A 23,653-nucleotide genomic window follows, 5' to 3' on the forward strand; every position below is an offset into this window, starting at 1 on the left:
TTTACTGCACTTGGCATCCCCAAGACAGAGGCGATAGGCTAAATCCGTCCGGTGTCAGGGGAGGTCCGACCTCAACCCTATTTGTGCAACAAAGCCTTCTAAAGTTCATCGATATCCAAATTTAGAATTTTCAATTGAGAAAGTGCTGCTGTTAGAAATGCAAATTCAGACCGAACAACTCCGCCAACTTCTAAATACTATTGATCAGCTCTACGCAGCCGCCTGTGATCCGGAAAAATGGCCTGTATTCCTTTCTGCAGCAGCTCAATTATTTGAATCCCAAGGCACCCAAATTGGGCACCATGATCTGACCAACCACAGTCTATCCTTCAGTCGGCTGCATGGGTATGAATGGGACGAAGCGCATTATCAAAAATACGACAAATTGATGCCCCAGGATCCCCGGCTTCCATTTTTTGCGCAAAACCCGTTCAAGCCTATCCATTGCAGAATGAACATCACCGATAATGAGTTGCACGAAACGGAGGTTTATAAAGAGGTTTTGGAACCCGGCGGCGTTGAATACTCGATTGGGGTAAACTTGACCGAGGAATCGCGGTCGATGTCCTATTTCCTGGCCCTACGCAACAAATCACAAAACCGGTTTGGCAGTTCAGAATGCGACCTTCTGCAAGAACTTATCCCGCACCTGAACCGTGCGATCTTTCTGCAAAGAGACATCAGCTCAATCGACTTTGAACGCAACATTGCCGCTGATACACTGGATGGGATGGCTGTTGGTCTGTGCGTGGTTGATCAATCAGGTGGGTTGAAATTCAGCAACCGAACCGCCCAGGATCTACAGAGCGACGACGACGGGTTGAGCGTTGCCAATGGCCGTCTTATTGCTACCGGCCAGTCCGGCTCTGCCCTAAGAGCAGCAATCCGCAATGTCATCAGTCAGGCACGAACCGGCACTTCAGTAGGTGGAATTCCCCTTCAAATCGACCGCCCGTCTGGGCGTGATCCGCTGGCGGTTCTTGTTGCGTCACTGTTTGGTGACCACCTGAAGTCAGGCTGGGCTGGCATGCGCGACCCACTTGCGATTTTGATCATCCGTGACCCGCGACAACCTGTTGAATCCCGACACGAACTGCTGAGCAGAATGTATAGCCTGACCCCCAGCCAGGCGCGTTTGGCCAATCTCCTGGTCAACGGGATCTCACTGCGCGACGCAGCACAACAGGCCGGTTTAACCGAGGCCAGTGCCCGCCAATACCTAAAGCTGATATTTGGCAAAATGGGTGTAACCCGACAAAGCTAAATGGTCCTCAAGGCCCTGAACTTACCCTTGCCAATCGGCTTCAACGGGGCCTGAATACCCGCACATCTACTCTATCTGGACCGACGTTCGCGCAGCACAGTGAACAGACCACTACCAATGATGACTGCGCTACCCAACAAGGTTAGCAGGTCCGGACGCTCACCAAATACCAACACGCCTAACACCATGGCAAACACCAGCCGCGTATAGCGAAACGGTGCCACCACCGAGATCTCGCCAGCGCGCATGGCGCCAGTCAGGGCGTTATATGCAATCACTCCAATCACCGTAGCGGCTGCCAGTTGTGCCCAAACCAGCCAACTTGGCCAACTGGCACCACCGGTCCAGCCCAGAGCCACTCCTCCGGCGACAATAAGCATGGCGAAGCCGTAGATGCCTAGCTGGTGGTTGGACATAGAAGATGGCGCGGCGCGAGTGGCCAGATCCCGCCCGGCAAACCCCAGCGTCCCAATTACCGCAAAAATGGATGCAGGTTCGAAACCGCTTACTCCGGGGCGTAATACCAACAGAACACCACAGAACCCGACAGCGATGGCCAGCCAGCGCTTCCAACCGACCTGTTCACCAAAGAAAACCACTGCCCCCGCCGCGACCACCAAAGGTGTCGCCTGCAGGATCGCCGAAGCCGAAGACAAAGGCGTCAAAGCAATTGCCAAGGTATAACACAGCCGCCCGGTCACCTCTGCCACCGAGCGCAACACCATCGGGCGCGTGCAAATCGCCGGGTGCAGAATTCGCTGCCCCTGCGCGCGCGCCATGATCATAAAGATGACCATGCCACCTAAGCCAAAGATGATAAGAACCTGCCCTACTGGCAACGACTGGCTGGCGGACTTGATGAACATGTCCTCTAGGGCAAAAGCTGCCATAGCCAGCACCATCAATAGGCTGCCACGCACTGTGTCCATATTCGTTGCTTTCTGTATTTGCCCAATCTGCAATCGCAATTGGTAGGCATGACCAGTGTCGTTCACAAGTGAAACAACTGTGTTATTTGGGTTATCCCTGCGACAAAACTGCGCGGCGATAATGGTGCATGTTCAGAAACACCGCCCCCTTAGGTCCACCGCAATAGCCATGCTCGCGATCGGCACGGAACCGAATTCCTTCGCCCACGTTAAGGGGGACCCATAGATCCTCTCTCAGGACCTCCATTTCCCCCTCAAGCAAAATCACCTCTTCGATCATTCCTGTCTCGTGCGGCTGAGAGACATGGCTTTGCCCTGGTTTCAAACTTATCTGAAATGTCTCCCCCCCAATGTTGGGGTCATAGGGAAAAACAATCTTCACCGCGATACTGCCGGGAAACTGCACTGTTTTGGCGGTGCGGGTCTTGCCGGTTTCCTCTCGGGTTGCTTCATCAATCAGAGCCGAAAGCGGCAAATGAAATCCTTTGGCGATCTTCCAAAGCGTTGCAATCGTCGGGCTTGATTCGCCGCGTTCTATTTGGCCCAGCATCGCTTTGCTGACTCCGGTCAGCTCTGCCACCTTGGTCAGGCTCAAGCCTGATTCAGCGCGAATATTCCGCAGGTTAAGAGTGATAGTGTCGTCGCTCATCAATTCCGCCCATAAAAAGACTTGTGCGTTATAGCGCACGACGCCTATTGTGCGCTATAACGCACGCACCCTACTCGAGTAGCCAGCCAAGGAAAACCCGCATGCTGAAAAGTCTGAGACTTTCCCATCTCGCTGCCGGGGCAATTGCTGTGCTGGTGGGCTACACCAGTTCGGTAGCCATCATTTTTCAGGCGATCGAGGCAGTAGGCGCGACACAGGCGCAAGCCAACAGCTGGCTGATTGCCCTAGGTCTGGGCATGGGACTGACCAGCCTGGGCCTGTCGCTATGGTTCCGGATGCCAATCCTGACGGCCTGGTCCACTCCCGGTGCAGCGTTATTGGTTGTTGGACTGAAAGATGTGCCAATGGACCAAGCCATTGGCGCCTTTGTGTTCTGCGGCGTGTTGCTCACTCTGACTGGTCTTACTGGCTGGTTCGAGCGTCTATCGCAGTTGATTCCGGACACACTGGCCAATGCCTTGCTCGCCGGAATTCTGTTCCAATTTGGCCTCTCCGCATTTACGGCCTTGAATGACGACACGGCGCTGGTTGCAATTATGGGGGTTAACTTCCTGATTGGTCGACTATGGTTTCACCGCTACAACATACCCGTGGTTCTGCTGGCTGGTTGCCTCTGGGCAGGGTTCGCCGGATCATTTGGAGACATACAGCAGCTGGACCTCAGTCTAAGCCTCCCCATGCCAGTGATGCCCGGATTCTCCGTTCCGGTTCTGATCGGCGTTGGCCTACCGCTATATATTGTCACCATGTGTTCGCAAAACATGCCTGGCGTCGTCACTCTTCGCTCCGCCGGATACCAACCGCCGGTCTCAGCCAGCCTAATGGTGACCGGCATTGCCTCGATACTACTAGCCCCATTCGGCGGATATGCCTTCAACCTTGCTGCCATCACCGCCGCAATCTGTGCTGGACCCGAAGCGGATGGCGACCCCAAAACCCGCTACCTTGCCAGTGCCACCGCCGGTGTTCTGTATTGCCTAGTTGGGCTGGGCGGCGCCACCGTAATCAGCCTGTTTTTGATCGCGCCCAAGGCACTGGTGGCCACCATCGCGGGCCTCGCCCTGCTCTCGACTATCGGCAACAGCCTGTCCCATGCATTATCCGACAGCCAGAACCGCGAGGCTGCTTTGATCACTTTTATGACCACGGTTTCGGGCATCAGTTTCTTTGGCATCGGGTCCGCCTTTTGGGCGCTGGCCATCGGCTTGACCGTCGATCATCTTCTGACGCGCCAAACACAGTCAAATACACCAACCACCGCCCATCAGAGCCGCTAACGCGGGTCAAACGGAACAAAACAACCAAACACAGCCCCGACATATTGCGTTTGTTGCGTAAATCGTGTCCCTGAGGGCAAACATAGGGAAACAGCACAATGCCATTTTACCGATCAAGAACTTCGACCCACGGCCGCAACATGGCGGGTGCACGCGGCCTTTGGCGCGCCACCGGTATGCAGGATGATGACTTCGGCAAGCCAATCATCGCTATCGTCAACTCGTTCACCCAGTTTGTGCCCGGCCACGTTCACCTTAAGGATCTGGGCCAGATGGTCGCCCGCGAGGTTGAGGCCGCAGGTGGCGTTGCCAAAGAATTCAACACTATTGCGGTGGATGACGGCATCGCTATGGGCCACGATGGAATGCTGTATTCACTACCGTCGCGCGAGATCATCGCCGACTCGGTCGAATACATGGTCAACGCCCACTGTGCCGACGCCATGGTCTGCATCTCAAACTGCGACAAGATCACACCCGGCATGATGATGGCCGCCATGCGCCTGAACATTCCGGTGATCTTTGTGTCTGGTGGCCCGATGGAGGCCGGCAAGATCGACATCGAAGATTTGGACATGACAAAGATCGACCTAGTCGATGCCATGGTTGCCGCCGCCAGCGAAACCATGACCGACGAACAGGTTCAGCATATCGAAGAAAACGCCTGCCCAACCTGTGGCTCCTGTTCAGGCATGTTCACCGCCAACTCGATGAACTGTCTGGCCGAGGCGCTGGGTCTGGCGCTGCCGGGCAACGGCTCGACGCTGGCCACTCACGCTGACCGCAAGCACCTGTTCCTTGAAGCGGGTCGCAAGATCGTCGACATCACCAAGCGCCACTACGAGGGCGAGGAAAAAGGCCTGCTGCCACGCGACATCGCCACGTTCGACGCCTTTGAAAACGCCATGTCGCTGGACATTGCGATGGGTGGCTCAACCAACACCGTGTTGCACCTGCTTGCCATTGCCCACGAGGGTGAAGTCGATTTCACCATGACCGATATGGACCGTCTTAGCCGTCAGGTCCCGTGCCTGTGTAAGGTCGCGCCAAACATCGAAAACGTGCATATGGAAGACATCCACCGGGCCGGTGGTATTTTCTCGATCCTGGGCGAGCTGTCCCGCGCGGGCCTGTTGCACAACGACGTTTCCACCGTGCACTCCAGCACCATGGGTGAGGCGATTGCCAAGTGGGACATCAAGGTCGCCAATAACCCCGAGGCCGAAGAGCTGTTCAAAGCGGCCCCGGGTGGCGTGCGCACGACACAAGCCTTTTCAACTGAAAACCGCTACAAAGAATTGGACACTGACCGCGAAAATGGCGTGATCCGGTCTAAGGAACACGCATTCAGCCAGGACGGCGGCCTTGCAGTTCTGTTCGGCAATATCGCTCTGGACGGCTGCATCGTGAAAACCGCTGGCGTGGACGCCAGCATCCTACAGTTCACTGGCTCCGCCTATGTCTGTGAAAGCCAAGATCAGGCTGTCAGCGACATTCTGACCGGCAAGGTCAAGGCTGGCGACGTTGTGGTTATCCGCTATGAAGGCCCACGCGGTGGCCCTGGTATGCAGGAAATGCTCTATCCGACCAGCTACCTGAAATCCAAAGGTCTAGGCAAAGACTGCGCCCTGCTGACCGACGGTCGTTTCTCGGGTGGGACTTCTGGCCTGTCCATCGGTCACGTCTCTCCCGAGGCAGCTGAGGGTGGCACCATTGGTCTGGTGGAGCATGGCGACAAGATCGAGATCGACATCCCCAACCGCTCTATCCAACTGGTGGTTTCGGACGACGTTCTGGCCGAGCGCCGCAAGGTTCAAGAGGAAAGCGGTTGGGTTCCCGCCAAGCCGCGCAAGCGTAAGGTCTCTACCGCCCTGAAGGCCTATGCCAAGCTGGCCACCAGCGCTGCCAAAGGTGCGGTTCGTCAGGTCGACTAAACGAAACTGGCCTGCCAAATCGGCAGGCCAAATTCAAGATCATCGGTAGTACAGAGGGGCCTATTAGGTCCCTCTTTTTTGTCAGCCAGCCGCTGCTCGAGACTTGAGCAACTCGGACAGCCAATCCGGATCCATTTCCGGCACCGAGCTGAGCAGCAATTCGGTATAGGGATGATGCGGCGGCTGGAACATTGCGGCCTTGCGCCCCTGCTCAACCACCCTACCCTGCTGCATCACCACGACGTCATCGGCAATGGCCCGAACCGTCGCCAGATCATGGGTGATGAACATGTAGCCCAGATTGAACTCGGACTGCAGGTTATCCAGTAGTCGCAAAATACCTTCGGCCACCAGCTGATCCAGTGCCGAGGTGACTTCGTCACAGATGATGAACTTCGGCTCAGCCGCCAGTGCTCGCGCAATGCCGATCCGCTGTTTCTGTCCGCCAGACAGTTCAGACGGCAAGCGGTCGATGTACTGATCCGGCTCCAGTTCGATCAGATCCAGCAGGCTACGCACCCGTTCCTCTAACGCCTTACCTTTTAGCCCCAGATACATCTGCGCCGGACGCCCGATCAGCTCGCGCAGGCGCAGCTTGGGGTTCAGCGCAGTATCGGCCATCTGATAGATCATCTGCACCTGACGCAGCTGATCGCGATCACGGGAACGGTAGTCTGCAGGCATGACCTTGCCATCAAACAACACTTCACCCTTTTTGGGTGGCAGCAAACCAGTTATCACCCGCGCGGCTGTCGACTTGCCCGATCCGCTTTCGCCGACAACGGCAACCGTGCGCCCTTGGTAGAAATCGAAACTCACATCGTCGAGCACAATTGCATCGCCATACCCAGCAGTCACATTGCGCACCGAAACCACCGGAGTGCCCTTGTCTGTCTCTTCTTGTTCAGCACGGGCATAGCTTCGCACAGCCCAAAGTGACTTTGTATAGTCCTCTTGTGGGCTGGATAGCATAGTGCGGGTGTCGGCCTCTTCAACCTCTTCGCCCTTTAACAGCACCTTGATGCGGTCTGCCATCTGCGCCACAACCGCAAGGTCGTGGGTAATGTAGATCGCAGCAGTATTGAACTCTTTGACGATATTGCGGATTGCCGCCAGAACCTCGATCTGAGTGGTTACATCCAGCGCTGTGGTCGGCTCGTCAAAGATAATCAGGTCGGGGCGACAGGCCATTGCCATCGCCGTCATCGCCCGTTGCAGCTGGCCACCGGACACCTGATGCGGATAGCGAAAGCCGATCTGGCCCGGGTCTGGCAATTGCATCTGTTCATACAAGCTGGTGGCGTCGGTCTCGGCCTGTTGCTTCGACATCACCCCATGCACCACCGGGGCCTCGCTGTACTGATCAATCAGCTTGTGAGCCGGATTGAAACTGGCCGCTGCGGATTGCGCCACATAGGCAATTCGCTTGCCTAGCAATGCGCGCCGCTCGCCCGCCTGTGCATTTCGCAGGTCAATGCCGTCGAATTCCACAGTACCATCGCTGATGCGGCAGCCATCGCGAGTAAAGCCCATCGCCGCTAGACCAAGGGTAGATTTACCTGCCCCAGATTCACCGATCAGCCCCAGTACTTCACCCCGGTTCAGATCCAGATCCACACCCTTGATAATCGGTGACCACTTGTCTTCGCTTTGCCCTTCGATCCACAGATTGCGGATGGTCAGCAGGCGATCTTGCGCGTTGTTTTGATCCGCCATCGTCTATTCCTTCAATCCGCTGGATTTATGTAGCTGCCAGTCGACCACAAAGTTGACCGCCACAGTCAGCAGGGCAATTGCGCCAGCCGGCAAGAACGGTGTGAGGTCGCCAAAGGTGATCAGCGTCGCATTGTCGCGCACCATGCCACCCCAATCGGCGGTTGGCGGCTGAATACCCAACCCAAGGAACGACAGCCCGGAGATCGCCAGAAAAACAAAGCAGAACCGAAGCCCAAATTCGGCCACCAAAGGTGCCATTGCGTTGGGCAGAATTTCACGAGTGATCAACCGCCATTTGCCTTCGCCACGCAGTCGCGCCGCCTCGATATAGTCCATCACCACGATGCCCTGCGCCACCGACCGTGCCAGGCGAAACACTCGGGTCGCGTCGACAGTGGCAATCACCAGAACCAGTGACAGAACCGAAGTGCCAAAGATCGTCAGAAGCAACAGTGAGAAGATCAGCGATGGGATCGCCATCAACACATCAACCGATCGGCTGAGCCCTTGGTCAAGCCAGCCACCGACAACTGCCGCCAATAGGCCCAGAACAGTGCCCACAAAGAACGCCAGTGCAGTGATGATAAAGGCGATGCCGACAGTGTTACGAGCGCCGTAAATCATCCGGGTCAGCATATCGCGCCCCAGATTGTCGGTGCCCAGCAGGTAGGTCGAATCCCAAGGCAGGAACTCGCCGCCGACCACTTCGCTTTCGCCAAATGGCGCGATGACTGGCGCAAACACAGCGACCAGCACATAGACTAGAATAACCAAAATACCAAAGCTGGCGGTCAGTGGGGCTTTGCGCATCTCATGCGCCCGACGCTGCGGTAAAACAGCGACAACAAGGGCTCGAAACAGCCAGCCCAACGCCATGGCACCAACCACAGCGACGGCAAACCAGAGTATAGAAATCAGAGTGCTCATAGTGTCCCCCTCAGCGCCGGTGCATCAGCCGAGGGTTCGACAAGGTCGAAAGCACATCGGCGGTGAGATTAAGTAGGACATAAGCAGAGGCAAAGATCAGCGCCACGGCCTGTACCACTGGAATGTCGCGACGCGACACGCTGTCGACCATCAACTGGCCAAGACCGGGATAGACAAACACCACCTCGACCACGACCACACCGGTGATCAGATAGGCTAGGTTCAGCGCCACCACATTGATGATCGGTGCCAGCGCATTAGGCAACGCATGACGCAGGATCACCCGGATCGGGCTCATCCCTTTAAGGCGTGCCATTTCGATATAGGGACTGGCCAGCAAGTTGATAATTGCCGCCCGGGTCATCCGCATCATGTGGGCCGTCACCACCAAGGTCAGGGTCAGCGCTGGCAGGAAGCAGCGGTATAATGTTTCGCCGAAACTGATGCCTTCAGACAGTCGCACAATCGACGGGAACATGCCGGACTGCGCAAACCAGAGGATCAGAATGTAGGCGACGAAGAATTCAGGGAACGAGATCGACGTCAGCGCCAGAGCGTTCGACATCCGGTCAAAGATCGAATTGCGGAACAGCGCGGCCAGAATGCCCAGAGCCAAGGACAAGGGTACCGCCATCGCAGCCGCGTAAAGAGCCAGGAACAGCGTATTGCCCAATCGCTTGGTGATCAGCTCGATCACCGGTTGCCCGTTAGCCAGTGAGTTTCCGAAATCGCCCTGTAACACTCCGCCTAGCCAACTGACATAGCGTGTGTGAAAGGGCTGATCGAGCCCCAGATCGCGGCGAATTGCGGCGATGGTTTCGGGTGTTGCGGATTGACCGAGAATAGCCTCGGCGAAATCGCCGGGCAACAATTCGGTAGCACCAAAAATCAAGAGTGAGACCACAAAAAGCGTCAAAAAGCCAAGGGCGAGACGCTGGGCGATCATGCGCCAGACATGAGCCATCTGTCCTAGTTCCTCCGTGTATCCGGCAGCTTATTATTGTTATCTGCCGCCGGGAAAACAGCCCCGAAGCATACACCTCGGGGCTGCAAGTATTTATAGAGTAGCGGTATTTACGCGAACCACCAACGCTCAGCGATGCGGAACCCATCCATGGTCCAGTTCGGGGCAACTTTCTCTGGTGTTGCCACTGCGTTGGTATGCGCCATCACATAGCTGGCAAACATCGGGATAACGGTACTGCCTTCGTCGCGGACTAAGCCTTGCATTTCGACATACATCTCACGACGCTTGTCGTTGTCCAGCTCAGAGCGAGCTGCTGCCAGCAGCTCGTCAAAGCGGGCATTTTCCCAGAAGCTTTCGTTCCAGTTTACGCCTGACTTATAGGCGGTGCTGAACATCCAGTCTTCGGTTGGACGGCCACCCCAGTAGCTGGCGACAAATGGCTTCTTCATCCAGACGTTGGACCAGTATCCATCGCTTGGCTCACGGGTGACTTTCAGATTGATGCCAGCAGCGGCTGATTTTTCCGACATCAAAACGCCAGCATCCACAGCGCCACCAAAAGCAGCATCGCTAACCGACAGTTCCAGATCGATTGAATCCATTCCGGCCTGCTTTAGGTACCATTTGGCCTTGTCCGCATCATAAGTACGCTGCTCAATCGCGTCGCCAGCGTGGAACCGGTTGGCAGTGCTGATTGGGTGGTCGTTACCAACAGAGCCATATCCGTTCAGGATTTTCTCAACCAGCTCTTCGCGGTCGATCGCGTGCTTCATCGCCATCCGGACATTGTTGTCGCTGAATGGTGCCGCACGGGAATCCATTGGGAATACATAGTGCTGCGAGCCAGTAACCGACAGAACATTGATGTTCGGAGCGCGCTTCAGCAGGTGGACAGTGTTCAGGTCAACCCGGTCGATCACGTCAACCTGACCACTGATCAAAGCGTTCTGACGGGCAGCGCCATCAACGATTGGCAGCAGTTCAATGCCGTCAAAGTGTGCCCGGTCCGACTTCCAGTAGTTCGGGTTGCGGGTCATTTTGGCTTCGACACCGGCTTCGAAGTGATCAACGACGTATGGGCCACAGCCGTCAGTTGTTGTTGGGTCAATCGCGCCGTCTTTGGCTGGCAGCATTGCGATGTGGTAATCTGACATGATGAACGGGAAGTCAGCATTGCCAGCGTCCAGTGTCACGACGACAGTATGGCTGCCCTCGGATTTGATGTCAGTGATGCCATCTACGATTGGCTTGGCAGCTGACTTACTGTCTTCACCACGGTGGTAGTTGATTGAGGCGATCACGTCTTCTGCATCCAGCGCTTTGCCGGAATGGAAGGTCACACCCTGACGGATTTTGAACGTCCATGTCGCAGCATCGGCAGAGGCTTCCCAGCTTTCAGCGATTTCAGGCTGCAACGCGCCATCAGCGTCGATCTCGGTCAGGTAGTTGTGACGCGAGGTTGCAAACACCTGCGAATAGGCATTGTCCCATGAGCCCGGATCCAAGCTGTCCGAAGTGCTACCATGACCCATGCCAATGCGCAGGATACCGCCTTTTTTGGGTTCAGCCGAAGCTGCACGCATGCCAGCCGGCAGGATCAAGGCCGCCGCGCCCAGCGCCGTTGCGCCGCGTAGTACGCTGCGTCGGGACAGGCCCGCGCTGCGGTTGATTGAGTTGGTCATATTATCACTCCACTGTTTTTTGTCGTTATTGTGTTGTTATTATCCGGTATTGCAACACGTTTCCGGTGCAACCCATGTTCTAAATCCTTACTCTTCGCAACCGTGGCGACGCCACAAAACGCTCATCCACGGCAATCTGTCGAGATTTAAGATAGCTTTGGTTCGGGGCTGGGTTGGGTCAAACGCGACCTGTCTCATCAATCTAACGACTCCCCCCTCTGATGAGGATTCATATAAGGACCCACAAGTTTATTGATTGAGCTCGGGCAAGGCAGAAGCCGCCTTTGCACGACGAACATGTTCCCTTGCCTTACGGCACAGGACTTTGAATTGCTTCGCAACCTCCTCCCAATCATGATCAGAGTTCGCGCCCCTGCTCACCGTACCATCAGTTTTCGGTCCATAGGAATTTCGGCCAATGTCGGCCATTGACTTTTCAAATTCCAGCAGCTCTGTCGCGCTAAGGCGCGGGTAATGCCGACACCATAGTGTCAGTTGGCCCATCAGCAGATCCAAACTTTGCGATCGGATCGCTCGGTGCACCGCTAGGCGCGCGTAATTCTCTGATCCATGCCATCGCTTCACCAGTGTTTTCACACCCTTCTTTAATCTGGGTAAAACCTTGCTCCCCAACCAAATCAGCACAAAGAGAAACACCAACGACGTCAGCACCAAAATCACAACTTGGCGACGCTCCATTTGCGGCGCTGGCGGCTCATCTATCTGAAATGTCACTCCCGTTAGGCGGGCAGTTTCGATTGTGCCAGTCGTCAGATTGAACCAATCCATTTCTATCGGCGGTAAGGTTACCTCCCCGCCCGACTGAGCCAGATAGGTAATTTCTTCGCTACGGCTTCCTGACAGAATTCCGGCAACCTCGGTCTCCTCTACTGTGGGGTCCTTGGGGTAGGCCCGTAGTGGAGGCACGTTGTCTGTGTCCGGGTCATCGAAGGTTTCTATCAAGTCAGAGATCAACGCCGGAATCAGGATCGCTGTAGTACCGTCGATCTGCGCCGTCACCCGTCGCGTCACGGTTTCACCAACAGCCAAATGCCCTGTTTCAGCCAGCTCTTGCTCCAGTGAAAAGCCCGTGGCGATGATCACAGGGGCGGTCATGTCCCCCGCCCCATCGGGCAACACCGCCTGAAACTCAATCGGTTCAACGGTCAGATCCACTTGAACTGGCTGCGCTTTATCATCGGCGTAGGTAAGGCTGATAGTTTGCTCGGGGATGCGATAGGAGGCCGGTTCCAGTGGATAGATCCTATAGGTCCGCGTTGTGCCAGACCATGTTTGCCCAGACACTGTTTCACTGATGGGGTGAGTGGATTTCTCTGGGAGCCGCACCAAAAGGCCGGGTTGCTCAAAATTAGGATAGATTGGTGGTTTTGGCATCCAGGTAGGAACAAGGATCTTCACGCGCAGAGTTATCGGCTGTCCAACGATATACGGCGCGTCGGACAGGGTTACCTGCACCTGCGGCTGGTCCTGTGCCGCAACTTGCATGCCGAACAAAAGGCAGGCCATAGTGAAGAGAGCACGCAGGGAAGTCATCTTTGCGCCTCCGAATGTTCCAGCAGGAACCGGCTGCGCAGGAAATCTCCCATGTCGGTATCAATGGCCGACATCCATTGATCACCAGTCAATGGTGCGGCATCCTCCTTTGGTACGACAATGCTGCTGTCCGCGCCTCGGGTTGCTTCGTTATCGAACACCACATCGTCGGCACCTATACCGGTATCTTCACCGGTGTCTGATTGCTCTCTCGTGGTCTCCACAAACTCCAATACGGCACGGGCAACTTCCAAGTTGTTCTGAGCTTCGGGATAATCCGGGCGACGTTTCAGAGCGGTTTCGAACGCAGCGATTGCTGGACGGTACTGCCGGTTTCGGATCAGCGCCATGCCCTCGGCCAGCGCTGCCTCAGGACTGTCGATTTTAGTAAAGACCTGAGCCGCCTCATCATATTGACCGGCTCTAGACTTGGCATATCCACGCCAATACGGATCAGCAAACAGCTCTCCGGCCTTGGCAAATTCTAGGTCATCATAGGCACGCTGCCCCTGTTGGTCTGGTGTCAAAAACCAATCCATCCAACCGTCAGCACGTGCTGCCCTCGGACTAAACCCCGCCAGCACCACTGCTGCAACCATCACCCAGCGCATGGTCCACCCCCGCCGAAACCAGATCAGCGCCAAGGCTGCCACCGGCCAAGCAAACAGCCAGCCCCGATCCTGCCAACGTAGACGTTCATCACCAGCCAATGCCGCAATATAAACGGCCCTTAGGCGCCGTTTGATATGGGCCATATCCGCGTCATCTGCTGTCAGCCGGATCACATCAGCGTTCGACACTCTGTTTAGCTGTGGCAATGAAACACTGTCTGGGGCTGTAACTAGAAAAATTACTGGCGGGCGTGGCCGGTCATTGTCTTGCTCAAATGCAGCCAGATCCGATGGATCAAAATCATCCAGCAAGAACAATATCGCTCCAGGCGTGTCAGCCGTACTCAACACGTCTTGGGCTAGAACCAAGGCAGCCCCCGCATCATTGCCTGCAACCGGCATGATGTCTGGCGACAGCCCATCCAGCAAAGGTCGTAGAATATTGGCGTCTTCGGTCAACGGCGATACCCGGTGGGCTGATCCTGCGTAGGCAATGACCGCCGTGCGTGCTCCAGCACGCTGAGTGATCAGGTCTTGCAGCTTGAACCGGGCACGATCCAACCGCGACGGCGTCAAGTCGGTGTTCAACATGCTGTCAGTGACCTTTAGCGCCACCACGAGCGGCGCTGAGTTTGCCAGCAACGGATTTGGCTCGCGGCTCCATGTGGGGCCAGCCACAGCCAGCACCAACAGACCTGCCGCCAGCAGCACACCATCAATGGGTCGCAACCGTTGTTGCGCCGCCCCACCGACCTGCAGTGCAGCCTGCAGATGTGAGGCAATCGAACTGGCCTGTGAGCTGTTTTGGTACTTGGGCTGAGATCTTATCCAAAACCAAAGCCCGATAATCACCGGGATCAGCACCAACCACACCGGACGCAAAAAGTGGAAGTGATCAAGCGCTTCGATCATGCCTTTGATCCTTGGCCATGTCGCAAGCTGCGCAGGTGAAGAACAGTTGAGGTGACAAGGATGAGCAGCAAGGCAATGGCTAGGGGAATATGTGCCAGACTTTCACGCGGACGAAACGACTGGGTTTCGGTCTCACGTGGGTTCAATGCGTCGATCTGGTCATAGACCTGTTTCAACCCCGCCTCGTTATCGGCAAAGAAATATGATCCACCCGTTCGGTCTGCAATATCCGCAAGCGCAGCCAGATCAACCCGGCCTTCGCCACTCGCCTCTGGGTCGCCAACACCGATAGTGGTTATTGTCACCCCTTTCTGGGCTGCAAACGTTGCCGCATTCACCGGCGTCATTTTGCTCGATGTGTCAGCCCCATCACTCAGCAGGATGACCAGCCGTTGTTCCACCTCGCTGGATTCAAAACTGCGAATGGCCAGGCCAATCGCATCACCCAGCGCGGTTTGCGGCCCGGCCATGCCCACCACGGTCTGATCCAGAAACCCCTGCAAACTGTCCAGATCTTCGGTAAATGGTGCCTGCACAAAGGCGCGAGAACCAAATATGATCAGGGACATTCGGTCGGCATCTCGTTCGGAAATGAACTCAGCCATCACGTCCTTGACCACGGCCAACCGCTGTTTGGGCTTGCCATCTGGGGTCAGAAAATCGCGTTCATCCATTGAACCAGATATATCTAACGCCAGCACAATATCGCGGGCGGCGCTGGTGATTACGATCGGCTCACCCAACCGTTCAGGGCGCGCTAGGCTCAGTACAACAAATCCCCAAACCACAATGGCCGCGATCATTTGCACCGGCCTGCGACGCAGCACCACCGCACCCGGTTGCGGCTTTAGGTCGGCGGCCTCGGTCACCCGACGGAAAAACGGAATGCGTATTGCGGCCACCCGGTTGCGCCAAGGCGGGGCAAAGCGCCAGACCAACCAAGGCAATGGCAACAGGCCCAGCGCCCAAGGGAAGGCCAGAGTCAGCATTCGACGGCTCCCTGTGGGTGATGTGTCAGTATCCAATCACGGGCCAGCGCAGTCAGCGCTGGATCAGCCGCAACAGGTCGCCAAGGGGCCGTCGCCAGCACCTGCCCCGGACCCGTAGAAAACCCCTCACCAGGGAAGTGAGCGTCCAAGAACCGCAACCAGTTGTCACCATGCAGGCTTGCCACTTGCCCCCGCGGATAGGCAGCCAAAGCTGTCCGTCTAAGCAACACCGAAATTTGGGCAGGGTCTTCACCATCGCGGGTCAGTTCATTCAATTCACCCAAAGCCGCCCGGCGATAGGCATTGGCCCTATAGCGGCGCAACAGGGTCACTGCCCCCCATAGCAATAACAGCGCCACGACTAGCCCCAGCACGATCCAGCCGGATGTCTGCGGCACCATCGCCACTCGTACTGGTTCAGGAGGCGGATCCAACAGGTCCAGCAGTTCAACCAGATTCAAACCATTCAGATGATCGCTCATCCCCCACCTGCCCGCAGACCAAAGTGCTGCATCATCTGATCGAGTGCGGGTCGTTCGGTGCCCAATGGCACCAGCGGAAACCCATAGCGTCGTGACCAGTGCTCCAATTCACGGGTTCGATTGCGAAAGGCTTGCTGCACCTTGTCGCGCAGGGCCGGATCACTAGCATCAAAATCGGCCTGCAGCTCTCCATCTGAAATTGCCGCGCGCATCCTGGCTGGCAAGTTCCGGGCCAATGGGTCGGTGACCGAAAAAAGGATCAGGTCATTTGCAGCGGCCAGTTTTCGGATCAGAGATTCACTATGACTATTTAGCCCATCAAAATCGGAAAACACCAGAACCAGCGCATTGCTGCCCGCAATACGAGCGGCCCTTTGCAACACGTCGTTCAGCTCAATTGTGTTTTGCGGGCGCAAGTCTGCATTCAGCAAGTTGTTAGCCTTGGTCACTGAATTCAGAAACCGGTGAAGAGCAACGGCGCGACGTTGTGGTCGGTGTTCTGCAATCACCTCGTCCCCGAACACAAAACCGCCAACCCGATCGCCCTGCGCCAGCACCCGCTGCGCAGCAATTGCAGCGGCTTCGGCGGCAACGACCGATTTCATGTACACCTGAGAGCCAAAGAACATCGACATCCGCTGATCCACCAGCAACAATGTCGCACGGTCGCGTTCTTCGCTGTAGACGCGCACATAAGGTTCACCGGTACGTGCGGTCACCTTCCAATCGATGGTTCGAACATCGTCGCCTGGCATGTAATTGCGCAGCTCTTCGAAATTCAGGCCCCTACCCCGCAGCCGTGACGCATGTCGCCCGTTCAATACCGATTGTGCCGGCTGGTGCGGCAATAGGCTCAGCGAACGGGCGCGCGGTCCCAACCTGCGCAATTGGTCGGCGCTGACCTGAATACGCGGATCGTTTTCAGTGATGGCGTCACGTTGTGACATGCGGGCCTCGTGCGGTTAGGGCAATGCCACCAGTTTGACAATTTCATCCACGACATCATCAGGCTGCTTGCCATCGCCCTGCGCCTCAAAGCTGAGCGTCAAACGGTGGCGCAGCACATTATGCACCACTGCGCGCAGATCTTGCGGGGCAACATAGTCACGATGGTGTAGCCAGGCATGCGCTCGGCTACATTTATCCAGTGCCAGTGACGCACGCGGGCTAGAGCCAATTTCGATCCAGCGCGCCAGATCATCGCTGACGGCACCGGGCGTTCGGGTCGCTTGCACCAGATCAGCCATATAGCGATCCATTTCATCCGAGACATGAATCTGGCCAATTTCCGCCCGCGCGGTAAAGACAGCCTCTTGTGAAATGGCCGGTGGTTTTTCTTTCTTGGGCTTGTTTCCTTTGCGACCTTCCAGGACCGCAATCTCTTCCCCACGCACCAAGCGGATCACTTCGACCTCATCCTCGACCGGTGGATAGGTAATATTGACGTGCATCAGAAAGCGATCCATCTGCGCCTCGGGCAGTGGATAGGTGCCTTCTTGTTCAATGGGATTCTGGGTGGCCATTACCGTGAACAGCGGTTCCATTTTGTGCGTGGCGCCCGCGACGGTCACCTGCCGCTCCTCCATCGCCTCTAGCAAGGCCGCCTGCACCTTGGCCGGAGCACGGTTGATTTCATCCGCCAGTACAATGTTGGCAAAGATAGGTCCCGGATCGAACCGGAAACTGCCGCCTTCGGCCGTCTGAGTATAAACCTCGGTTCCGGTCACATCCGACGGCAACAGATCCGGGGTGAACTGAATGCGCGAGAACTGCGCATCCAGATTTTTCGCCAGCGCCTTGATCGCACGTGTTTTGGCCAACCCCGGCAGGCCCTCGACCAATAGATTGCCATTGGCCAAAACGCCAATAACCAGACTCTCTACCACGGCTTTCTGACCAATGATCGATTGGGCTATCCGGTCTTGCAGAGCTAAAATATCGTCATGTGCGTTCATTTAGAACCTCGCTAAAGGTGTGGTGTGCCGTGTCATTCAAAGACTTCCGGTAGCGGCACACCGCTAACGCCAGACGGCAGCTTGGTGCCAAGATAGGTGGTGATTGTCGGTGCGATGTCGACAGTTTCAACCCGGCGCACCACAGTTTTTGCCTGAATTCCCGGTCCTGCAAAAATCAGCGGCACATGGCTATCATAGCTCCACGGCGAGCCATGTGCGGCCGCAACGCTTAACCCATCCAAATCACCGATGAACCAATGCGGTTCAAACACCACATAGATGTCGCCTGACCGATCCGGGTGAAAATTTCGCAGCACCGACTTGCTGATCGACGTGTCCGCCACCTGCCCACGTCGCAGGGCAGAGCTGGAAACCGCAAAGGCAATACCCGGTAGTTGCTGAAGCTCCTGCGCCACCGCACCTTCAACCTCGTCTGCATCCAATCCCAATTCTGCAATCAAATCCTGATCAAGATAGACATAGGGCGCCGAGAAATTCTGGATCAGCTCCCGGCCAACGCCAAATGCATCCTTCAAACGCTGCGCACCCGGTGTTGTATCCAGGCTGTCAAAGCTGAACATCTGCGCCTCAATTCCCAGAGTTTCCAGGTACCCCGGATTCTCGGCACCGCCATGATCAGCGGATAGAATGACCAGCGTATTGTGCAACCCAACACGCGCATCGACGTAGGAAAGCAGGTCGGCAAGCTGCCCATCCAGCTGTTTTAGATTGTCCTCGGACTCCAAGCTGGAAGGACCAAAAATATGGCCAACATAGTCAGTCGACGACAGGCTGATCGAAAGATAATCAGTGACCTCATCCGCGCCGACCTGCTCCACATCTATCAGGGTCTTGGCAAAATCCACAGTCAGCGCATCACCTGCCGGGCTAAGGGTTAGAAAAGTGGTGAAATACGGGTTGTCCGCCGGGCCATATTCATGCGGGAACACGGTGCCCCAACCCGGTAATTCTGTTTCCCAAGGCTGATCATCAAGCTCGGCAAAGCGGTAGGACTCAACAGGTTGCGACAGCGTCCATTGCATGCCTGCATAGGATTCAACCAGTCCCTTATCCTGCCAGGCTCCAACCCAGTCAGGATAGGCATCGCGATAATAGGTGCTGGTAACAAACCGTCCCTCGGATTTTGAGAACCAATAGGCTGTCCCGGCATGGCCCGCCATGGAAATGGCACCGCGATCTTTGACCGAGACACCAAACACTTTTGCATCCGGGCCAAAGAAATCTGCAATTTCATCGGAAACGGTCGTGGTCAAGATCGCGCGCGGGGATCGGCCATCCGTGGTGGCTGAACGTTGCGTAGGGTCTATCTCACCGTCTTGGTCGACTCCCTGCGCGCCCAACAACGGAAAGTCTTCGTCCTGCACATTATAGTACTGCCGCCCCGCTTTGCGGTCGTACCAAAGATTGGCCACCATACCGTGAATTGCCGGATCAGCACCAGTTGCCAGTGTTGCATGGCCAACAATGGTTTCTGTGTTGGCATGACGGTGATGGGCATTGCCAAACACCGCACCAGTGCGCAGCAAGTAGTTAAAACCACCGTCACCATACCCCTGAGAGTACCGCGCGATCAGATCGGCGCGTAGCTGATCAACGGTGATTTGCAATACCAAACGCGGCGAAGAGGACGTGGTCTGCGCTGCTCCGCCGGTCGCCGCCATAAGGCCCGCACCAATCAAGGCCGCATAGAATTTCACAGACTGTTGCAACATGGGAAACCTCTTCAAATGCGACGGAAGGCCGTCCCCAAGGGGGTGCTGAAACAATCGCGCCTAAAACTGATAAATGAAACGGCGCCGACGGACTTCCCTCGGCGCCATATTCGCCCCACATTTGGAGGCATATAAGTTTATTGACTACCCAGATTGGAGGTCATTTTCTCCATCACCTGCGACAGCGAGAACGACGCTGCTTTTTGACGGGGTGGGAATTCCTCAAACGTAGCCAGGAACTGCCCAACGTAGGCCTGCGCAGGTACCAGCAGATAGACGCGATCAATCACCCAATCCCAATATGTATTGGATGTGCGATAGGCACGCTCATATGGGTCGCGGCGCAGGTTAAAGATCAGCGGAACACGCAATTCGGTCCAAGGCTCAACCCAAGCACGCAAAGTGGTATAGGCTTTTTGCTCTAGGAAAATCATTTTCCAGTCTTCATAGCGCAGCGCTGTCAGGTCGCCGTCGTCCGAGAAATAGAAAACCTCTTTGCGCGGTCCCTCTTCTTGCTCACCGGTCAAGTGGGGCAAGAAATTGTAGCCATCCAAGTGGACATTGTACTCACGCCCAATAGCCTGAACACCGCCCTCTTTCAGCTGAGCCTTGATGTCCGGGTTGCCCGCAGCTGCCATAAAGGTCGGCAACCAGTCCATATGGTGCATGATTTCATTGCTAACCGATCCGGCTTCAATCTTGCCGGGCCAGCGCACCATCGACGGCACCCGCCAACCACCTTCCCAGTTGGTGTTTTTCTCACCAAAGAACGGGGTCATGCCAGCATCGGGCCAAGTGTTCATATGCACGCCATTGTCGGTCGAGTAATGCACGATGGTATTGTCGGCGATGCCCAGTTCGTCAACCTTGTCCAGCAACTGGCCAACATGCCGGTCGTGTTCCACCATACCATCCGAATATTCATCCTGACCGGAAATACCCCGCAGTTCGTCTTTGACATGGGTGCGGAAGTGCATCCGGGTGCCGTTCCACCAGACATAGAACGGTTTTTCCTGATCCACCGCCCGCTGCATGAAGTCCAGTGCAGCGGCGATAGTTTCATCATCAACCGTTTCCATACGTTTCTTGGTCAGCGGGCCGGTATCTTCGACTGTGCCATCCGCCGAGGACCGGATAACACCACGTGGACCAAAGGCTTCGCGGAACGTGCGTCCGTCAGCCAGAACTACATCAGTTGGATAGTCCTCGTTTTCAGGCTCTTCTTCCGCATTCAGGTGGTACAGATTGCCAAAAAACTCATCAAAGCCATGGTTGCTTGGTAGCATTTCGTCCAGGTCGCCCAGGTGGTTCTTGCCAAATTGACCGGTCACATAACCTTCGGCCTTTAGCAAACCAGCAATGGTCGGGTCTTCAACCCGCATGCCCTCTTTGGCGCCAGGAAGGCCAACCTTGGACAGGCCGGTGCGGAACACGCTTTGCCCCATGATATAGGATGAGCGGCCAGCAGTACAGGATTGCTCACCATAGTAGTCGGTAAAGATCATGCCTTCGGCAGCAATGCTGTCGATATTGGGCGTGCGGTAGCCCATCAACCCCATCGTATAGGCCGAGATGTTGGACTGGCCGATGTCATCGCCCCAGATTACCAAAATGTTTGGCTTGTCCTGCGCCACCGCAGGGACCGCAGCCAAGGCCGCCACAGCGGTCAACGTACTTAGGCCCAGCAATAGACCCGTACCCTTGTCACGAATGTCTTTGATCATTTTTAACTCCCAAAATTGAGTTCTTACGCATTTACCAACACATGGGGTGCGGACAGCGATTAATCGTTAGAATTAGGTCAGTTATATCTCAACAAGTCGGATACACTTCGTTCAAAATCGCTAACACATTGCAATTACAAAGTGAATGTAGAAGCTCACCCACCACCTCAACCAACATAAGCATTCCATAGTACAGGGGTCTAGGAGTTTGTTTGATGACGTTGCTGCCTGCAGGTTATCCGCCGATATCCGCTCGCATCAGGTTTAGCTGCACATCTTCTGGATTTCTCTCCAATGCCTCTCGAACTGTTTTAATCGCCGCCAGCCTATCGCCCAGCGCATCATGAATACGAACCATCATCACCCAAGCCTGGGTCAACTGCGGATCCATTTCCACTGCCTCGCCAAAGGCATTCAGCGCGACATCCATCCGCCGTGTGGTCAGCCCAATGCCAGCCAGAACCAGTTGCGCCTCAGGGAAATCCGCCTTGGCTGCCAACGACGCTTGCCATTCACCCATTGCTGTATTCAGATCGTGGTTCATCTTCTCGGGCATATAGGCGATGCGCATGCCCAAAAAGCCACGTGCTGCAGCGATACGCACAGCTTTGACCGGATCCCCTAGCAGTCCAACAATCCGCGCAGACCGTTCTGTCTCGGGGGCGCCGCGCTGAATAGAGATAGCCGCAACCCGGATCAGCGGTTCGGGGCTGGACAACAACGGCTCTAGCCGTGTCGCCAGCGCCGGATTGGTTAGTGGTACAAGCATATCCAACGCGGTGGCACGCACTATGGCTGGTAACGCATCATATTCTGCCAAACCAACCAGCGCCTCACCCTGTCCGCGCAAATCATTGCGACCGGCAGCCAAAATCTGAGAGAAATGCGGCCCACCCTTTGTGCTGTCTGGGTACCAGCTGGCAACCGCATCCGCCGCCCAGCGCGGTGTCTGATCGCTGTGGCAATCATTGCAGGCATTCGGAGCCTGTGTTTGCAGGCTCAGATCCGGACGCGGGATGCGAAACGAATGATCCCGGCGGCCATCAACCCCCATATAGGTGCGCTCAATCATGTGACAGCTTTTGCACTCCGCACCCTTGCTGCCCTCAACATGAAAGGTGTGTGAAGGATCGTCATATTCCTTGAGCGCAAGCGTAGGGAAATCCGGGTTTCCGGCCAGAGAATGGCACTGCCCGCATAGGGCATTTCCTTCCAGCTTCACCTCGGCGGTATGGGGATTGTGGCAATCTGTGCAGGTGACGCCATTGGCATACATCTTGGATTGCAAAAACGACCCATAGACATAAACCTCGTCCTCGATCTGCCCGTCCGGGTGATACAACCCTGCGCGCAGATTGCTTAGTCGATAGGCATCATGGAACGGCGTACCGGGGAGCGGGTTGCCACCTTCAAATGGTTCGCGGCGCGAGTGGCACCCGACACATTGCTGGATCTGTGTTTCTGAGTTGCTTAACCGGCTAAGCCGCTGCTGCGTCCCGGCCAAATATCCACGCAATTCAGCCTCAGCAGAACCATCCGAAGGCAAATTGATCAGCAACCCAATGTCATTGGTGCCAGTCCATTTGGTCCCGTCCAGACGATTGTCTGTTTGCGCCCATTCCACATGTGCCTGCGCCGGACCATGGCAGGCCTCACACCCAACCCCAGTTTCCACCTGGCGGCTTTGATACAAATCCCTCTTGGGGTCGTAATTCTTTTCAAACCCGGTCGCGTGGCATTCCGCACAGCGGGCATTCCAGTTTTTATAGGAGCCGCTCCAATGCAGGCCATCGTCGGGTGTTAGGGTCTGATCTGGATAAAGGTGAAACCAGCGCTCCTCCTCCACATCCCACACCACATCAAACGACTGCATACGCCCCGGTTCGGTCTCAATGATGTACTGCTGTAGCGGTTCGATCCCTGCCACGCCCGTAACCTCAAACCGTCGTTTGCCCCCTTTGGCATCTTCAGTCTCGATGACGTATTGACCGCCGTCCTTCAGAAAACGCGTTGTACTGCCCTGATGTGTAAACCTGCGCCCGTCGAAGCCACCCGCCACCGTTTCCGCCGTCGGTTTTGTCCATGCCAAGGCATGATGTGAACCTTGCCAATCGGCGACCTCGTCAGAGTGGCAGGATACACAGGTGTCCGAACCTACATACTGGGGTGGATTGGTTTCGTCTGCGATGGCCGGTGCCGTCAGGCCAGAAATCAAAAACACAACAGCAATAGCCAGCGGTTGATCTAACCTCGGAAATCTCCAGTTCAAAATGCTAATCAATTGCTATGCCACCGCTGATCCAAAATACCGCTGTCAGCGACGTAGC

18 protein-coding genes are annotated in these 23,653 nt (G+C 55.8%); 3 read left to right on the forward strand and 15 right to left on the reverse strand.

Annotated elements, in window-relative coordinates:
• The first annotated feature begins 451 nt into the window (after positions 1 to 451).
• A complete protein-coding gene (locus DL239_RS18755; protein ID WP_167685637.1) occupies positions 452 to 1,264 on the forward strand; it encodes a helix-turn-helix transcriptional regulator in 813 nt (270 codons plus the stop codon).
• Between the two features lie 71 nt (positions 1,265 to 1,335).
• On the opposite strand, the gene DL239_RS18760 is transcribed toward DL239_RS18755, so the two are convergent.
• Both DL239_RS18760 and DL239_RS18765 read right to left on the reverse strand, forming a co-directional pair.
• The gene (locus DL239_RS18760; protein ID WP_167685638.1) at positions 1,336 to 2,193 is read right to left on the reverse strand and encodes a DMT family transporter; all 858 of its coding nucleotides are present in this window, start codon (positions 2,191 to 2,193) and stop codon (positions 1,336 to 1,338) included.
• 91 nt (positions 2,194 to 2,284) lie between these two features.
• Positions 2,285 to 2,842, reverse strand: a complete 558-nt coding sequence (locus DL239_RS18765; protein ID WP_167685639.1) for a helix-turn-helix domain-containing protein — start codon at positions 2,840 to 2,842, stop codon at positions 2,285 to 2,287.
• Between the two features lie 101 nt (positions 2,843 to 2,943).
• Here DL239_RS18765 and DL239_RS18770 point away from each other — a divergent pair, with 101 nt between their 5' ends.
• Together DL239_RS18770 and ilvD are read left to right on the forward strand one after the other, a co-directional pair.
• On the forward strand, positions 2,944 to 4,140 hold the full coding sequence (locus DL239_RS18770; protein ID WP_167685640.1) for a benzoate/H(+) symporter BenE family transporter: 1,197 nt from the start codon (positions 2,944 to 2,946) through the stop codon (positions 4,138 to 4,140).
• Between the two features lie 98 nt (positions 4,141 to 4,238).
• Positions 4,239 to 6,074: a dihydroxy-acid dehydratase gene (gene ilvD, locus DL239_RS18775; protein ID WP_167685641.1), complete on the forward strand. Its 1,836-nt coding sequence runs from the start codon at positions 4,239 to 4,241 to the stop codon at positions 6,072 to 6,074.
• A gap of 81 nt (positions 6,075 to 6,155) precedes the next feature.
• Here the strand turns inward: ilvD and DL239_RS18780 are convergent, their stop codons facing one another.
• From DL239_RS18780 to DL239_RS18840, 13 genes are all read right to left on the reverse strand, one after another.
• Positions 6,156 to 7,790 (reverse strand): ABC transporter ATP-binding protein, encoded by a 1,635-nt coding sequence (locus DL239_RS18780; RefSeq protein WP_167685642.1) that lies wholly within the window; start codon positions 7,788 to 7,790, stop codon positions 6,156 to 6,158.
• Positions 7,791 to 7,793: 3 nt separating this feature from the next.
• Positions 7,794 to 8,717 carry an ABC transporter permease gene (locus tag DL239_RS18785; protein WP_206188530.1) on the reverse strand — a complete coding sequence of 308 codons (924 nt, stop codon included), beginning with the start codon at positions 8,715 to 8,717 and terminating at the stop codon, positions 7,794 to 7,796.
• 10 nt (positions 8,718 to 8,727) lie between these two features.
• On the reverse strand, positions 8,728 to 9,681 hold the full coding sequence (locus DL239_RS18790; RefSeq protein WP_167685643.1) for an ABC transporter permease: 954 nt from the start codon (positions 9,679 to 9,681) through the stop codon (positions 8,728 to 8,730).
• A 110-nt stretch (positions 9,682 to 9,791) separates the two neighbouring features.
• On the reverse strand, positions 9,792 to 11,366 hold the full coding sequence (locus DL239_RS18795) for an ABC transporter substrate-binding protein (protein WP_167685644.1): 1,575 nt from the start codon (positions 11,364 to 11,366) through the stop codon (positions 9,792 to 9,794).
• Positions 11,367 to 11,615: 249 nt separating this feature from the next.
• Positions 11,616 to 12,920, reverse strand: a complete 1,305-nt coding sequence (locus DL239_RS18800; RefSeq protein WP_167685645.1) for a BatD family protein — start codon at positions 12,918 to 12,920, stop codon at positions 11,616 to 11,618.
• Positions 12,917 to 14,443 carry a VWA domain-containing protein gene (locus DL239_RS18805; RefSeq protein WP_167685646.1) on the reverse strand — a complete coding sequence of 509 codons (1,527 nt, stop codon included), beginning with the start codon at positions 14,441 to 14,443 and terminating at the stop codon, positions 12,917 to 12,919. The genes DL239_RS18800 and DL239_RS18805 overlap by 4 nt, the downstream gene beginning before the upstream one ends.
• Positions 14,440 to 15,432 carry a vWA domain-containing protein gene (locus tag DL239_RS18810; RefSeq protein WP_167685647.1) on the reverse strand — a complete coding sequence of 331 codons (993 nt, stop codon included), beginning with the start codon at positions 15,430 to 15,432 and terminating at the stop codon, positions 14,440 to 14,442. Before DL239_RS18810 ends, DL239_RS18805 begins: the two co-directional genes overlap by 4 nt.
• Positions 15,426 to 15,914 (reverse strand): DUF4381 domain-containing protein, encoded by a 489-nt coding sequence (locus tag DL239_RS18815; RefSeq protein WP_167685648.1) that lies wholly within the window; start codon positions 15,912 to 15,914, stop codon positions 15,426 to 15,428. Before DL239_RS18815 ends, DL239_RS18810 begins: the two co-directional genes overlap by 7 nt.
• Entirely contained in the window at positions 15,911 to 16,861 is a 951-nt protein-coding gene (locus tag DL239_RS18820; protein ID WP_167685649.1) for a DUF58 domain-containing protein, read from the reverse strand. The genes DL239_RS18815 and DL239_RS18820 overlap by 4 nt, the downstream gene beginning before the upstream one ends.
• 15 nt (positions 16,862 to 16,876) lie before the next feature.
• Positions 16,877 to 17,869, reverse strand: a complete 993-nt coding sequence (locus DL239_RS18825) for an AAA family ATPase (protein WP_167685650.1) — start codon at positions 17,867 to 17,869, stop codon at positions 16,877 to 16,879.
• Between the two features lie 32 nt (positions 17,870 to 17,901).
• Positions 17,902 to 19,602: an alkaline phosphatase family protein gene (locus DL239_RS18830; protein WP_167685651.1), complete on the reverse strand. Its 1,701-nt coding sequence runs from the start codon at positions 19,600 to 19,602 to the stop codon at positions 17,902 to 17,904.
• A gap of 137 nt (positions 19,603 to 19,739) precedes the next feature.
• Positions 19,740 to 21,326 (reverse strand): arylsulfatase, encoded by a 1,587-nt coding sequence (locus tag DL239_RS18835; RefSeq protein ID WP_167685652.1) that lies wholly within the window; start codon positions 21,324 to 21,326, stop codon positions 19,740 to 19,742.
• Positions 21,327 to 21,561: 235 nt separating this feature from the next.
• The gene (locus tag DL239_RS18840) at positions 21,562 to 23,595 is read right to left on the reverse strand and encodes a multiheme c-type cytochrome (RefSeq protein WP_240932005.1); all 2,034 of its coding nucleotides are present in this window, start codon (positions 23,593 to 23,595) and stop codon (positions 21,562 to 21,564) included.
• Positions 23,596 to 23,653: the final 58 nt, after the last annotated feature.

Source organism: Parasedimentitalea denitrificans (assembly GCF_011813015.1).
Lineage (GTDB): Bacteria > Pseudomonadota > Alphaproteobacteria > Rhodobacterales > Rhodobacteraceae > Parasedimentitalea > Parasedimentitalea denitrificans.

Excerpts from the sequence above, each read along its gene's own strand:
- DL239_RS18755 (WP_167685637.1), top strand. The coding sequence starts at position 452 with ATGAACATCACCGATAATGAGTTGCACGAAACGGAGGTTTATAAAGAG.
- DL239_RS18760 (WP_167685638.1), bottom strand. The coding sequence starts at position 2,193 with ATGGACACAGTGCGTGGCAGCCTATTGATGGTGCTGGCTATGGCAGCT.
- DL239_RS18765 (WP_167685639.1), bottom strand. The coding sequence starts at position 2,842 with ATGAGCGACGACACTATCACTCTTAACCTGCGGAATATTCGCGCTGAA.
- DL239_RS18770 (WP_167685640.1), top strand. The coding sequence starts at position 2,944 with ATGCTGAAAAGTCTGAGACTTTCCCATCTCGCTGCCGGGGCAATTGCT.
- ilvD (WP_167685641.1), top strand. The coding sequence starts at position 4,239 with ATGCCATTTTACCGATCAAGAACTTCGACCCACGGCCGCAACATGGCG.
- DL239_RS18780 (WP_167685642.1), bottom strand. The coding sequence starts at position 7,790 with ATGGCGGATCAAAACAACGCGCAAGATCGCCTGCTGACCATCCGCAAT.
- DL239_RS18785 (WP_206188530.1), bottom strand. The coding sequence starts at position 8,717 with ATGAGCACTCTGATTTCTATACTCTGGTTTGCCGTCGCTGTGGTTGGT.
- DL239_RS18790 (WP_167685643.1), bottom strand. The coding sequence starts at position 9,681 with ATGGCTCATGTCTGGCGCATGATCGCCCAGCGTCTCGCCCTTGGCTTT.
- DL239_RS18795 (WP_167685644.1), bottom strand. The coding sequence starts at position 11,366 with ATGACCAACTCAATCAACCGCAGCGCGGGCCTGTCCCGACGCAGCGTA.
- DL239_RS18800 (WP_167685645.1), bottom strand. The coding sequence starts at position 12,920 with ATGACTTCCCTGCGTGCTCTCTTCACTATGGCCTGCCTTTTGTTCGGC.
- DL239_RS18805 (WP_167685646.1), bottom strand. The coding sequence starts at position 14,443 with ATGATCGAAGCGCTTGATCACTTCCACTTTTTGCGTCCGGTGTGGTTG.
- DL239_RS18810 (WP_167685647.1), bottom strand. The coding sequence starts at position 15,432 with ATGCTGACTCTGGCCTTCCCTTGGGCGCTGGGCCTGTTGCCATTGCCT.
- DL239_RS18815 (WP_167685648.1), bottom strand. The coding sequence starts at position 15,914 with ATGAGCGATCATCTGAATGGTTTGAATCTGGTTGAACTGCTGGACCTG.
- DL239_RS18820 (WP_167685649.1), bottom strand. The coding sequence starts at position 16,861 with ATGTCACAACGTGACGCCATCACTGAAAACGATCCGCGTATTCAGGTC.
- DL239_RS18825 (WP_167685650.1), bottom strand. The coding sequence starts at position 17,869 with ATGAACGCACATGACGATATTTTAGCTCTGCAAGACCGGATAGCCCAA.
- DL239_RS18830 (WP_167685651.1), bottom strand. The coding sequence starts at position 19,602 with ATGTTGCAACAGTCTGTGAAATTCTATGCGGCCTTGATTGGTGCGGGC.
- DL239_RS18835 (WP_167685652.1), bottom strand. The coding sequence starts at position 21,326 with ATGATCAAAGACATTCGTGACAAGGGTACGGGTCTATTGCTGGGCCTA.